Annotated in this window: 2 protein-coding genes; both read right to left on the bottom strand. The window is 68.6% G+C overall.

Annotated features, from left to right (window positions below; genetic code table 11):
• Positions 1-294: 294 nt before the first annotated feature.
• Positions 295-765, bottom strand: coding sequence for a hypothetical protein (locus ACWD12_RS40345; RefSeq protein WP_450103845.1), 471 nt, complete (start codon positions 763-765; stop codon positions 295-297).
• 731 nt (positions 766-1,496) lie between these two features.
• The coding region (locus ACWD12_RS40340; protein WP_450103844.1) for a hypothetical protein at positions 1,497-1,779 on the bottom strand (283 nt) is incomplete at its 5' end.

Here is a 1,779-nt window from a genome sequence, read left to right as displayed (position 1 = left end):
GGGGCTGGTGTGCCCGTACGGGTGTTCCCTGTCAAGTTCTTCTGTTCAGGGCACAAGCGATTCCTGTGCTGTCGCCGCCTGTTCGAGTACATGGCCAGCCCCTCACCGTTACCGAAGCAAGCGATCGGAAGACGCCACGCTGGTTCCTCCATCCGCGTTCGTCCCGTGCGCGCCTGTTCAGAAGGCCACCGCTGGCCCGGAGCCACCATTCGGGAGGACTACTTGGTGACGCAACCGCCAACCGGGTCGGCCCGCCGCCTGGACACGGTGTCGCGGTCGGCTGCGCCGACCGCCTCATCGACGGCATCTCCTGAGTACTGGGATGCCGCATGGGCAGCCGGCAGCGGATATCGCAGGCTTCACCCCACCGAGACGGCACTGGTGGACACCCATCTGGGCCCCGGGCGGGGACGGCCTGCCCTGGACCTCGGCTGCGGCGACGGCGAACTCACTTGGCATCTCCATGACATCGGCTACCACCCCACGGGCCTGGACCACTCTCCCGCCGCCTTGGTCAAGGCAGCAGCCCGCCGCAGCCTGGTAGGTCGCCTCGGCGGCGCGCAGTGTTTGCAGTTCGGCCGTGGTCGGCGTGAGCACGACTGCGGCGACCTGGGCAACCTGGGCGAGGCCCTGCTCGGTGTTCTCGCGCGCCGCGCCGAGGGTGCGTCCGTGCCCGTACACCCCGTGTTCGGTCACGTGCACCACCCAGCTTCGGCCGCTGCGTACGGCCCAGGACTGGATGGTCTGTCCGTTCGGGTCGGTCATGTTATGGCCGCGAGGTCGTCGATGACCTGCCGGACGACCGGGGCCGGGGTGGGTACGGGCAGGGTGATCCGCCGGTCCCCGATCCGGTACACCGTGTGGGTCGGTCCGCTGTCGACCTCGACGAGGGTCAGGCCGCGCGGTTAGCTCCACGTCGACACGAACCAACCGGAAGAAACCTGACCCTTCAAGAAGGCGACGCGGCGTCGATGCGGTCGGCGTATGCGCGGTGGGCCTTGCGTGCGGCCCCCGCGCCGCCCGGGACGCCGCCCGGCCAGCCAGGACCGTGCACCGGTCCAGCGCGGCGCGGCTGGTCCTGTACCTCGGCGGCAACCCGTTCAATGACGATGACGACGACGGGCGCTGCCGGACGACCTGCTGCGGCTGGCCGGGTCGCTGAAGTTCGGGCATGCCGCCGGCGCCCGGATCCGCGGGGACTACACCGCCTGGCAGCGCCAAGCCGAGGCGTACGTACGCGCGCACTGCGGCGACATGACCATCGAGATCTCCCCCGGCGACGCCGAGCAGTTCCTCGCGTGCGCCCGCGCCGACCGTGCCTTCGGGCGGTGGGTTCGACTGGTCGTCCACGGTTTCCGGGCCGTGGACAGCCGTACGATCTCCAGACCAGGCCCTGGCACGGAGAAGAGGCAAATACCTCCGGAGCAACGCGGTGCAGGACGCCCCCGCATGTGCTTCAGTAGGGCGTTCCCGGCGCCGCGGGGAACGCCCTACTGTCAGTCGTCCATCAGCGACGGCGCCTGGTCGGTGCGCAGCACTTCGGTGTACTCGATTCCTTCAGCCACCTCGCCTGAGACCCAGAATTCGTAAGACATACGCAGTCCCGTCCGACTCAGGCCTAGCGCCGCCATCAGCTGAGTGTGCAGATACCCCGCCGAGACCTCTTCGGCGGCAGCGAGAAATTCTCTAAGGGTTGTCCCGTAAATGATCTCCGTTGTCGGAGTGTGGCGGCTTGATTCGCCGGTCATCCGGCGAGGGTGAGGTTGTGCAGGCGGGCGA

It is taken from the genome of Streptodolium elevatio (assembly GCF_053592165.1).
Note: the sequence above shows the minus strand (reverse complement) of the source record. Positions and strands in the feature narration are given on the sequence as shown.

Bases quoted from the DNA above. Each gene is read 5' to 3' on its own strand.
- ACWD12_RS40345 (WP_450103845.1), bottom strand. From the start codon at position 765: ATGACCGACCCGAACGGACAGACCATCCAGTCCTGGGCCGTACGCAGC.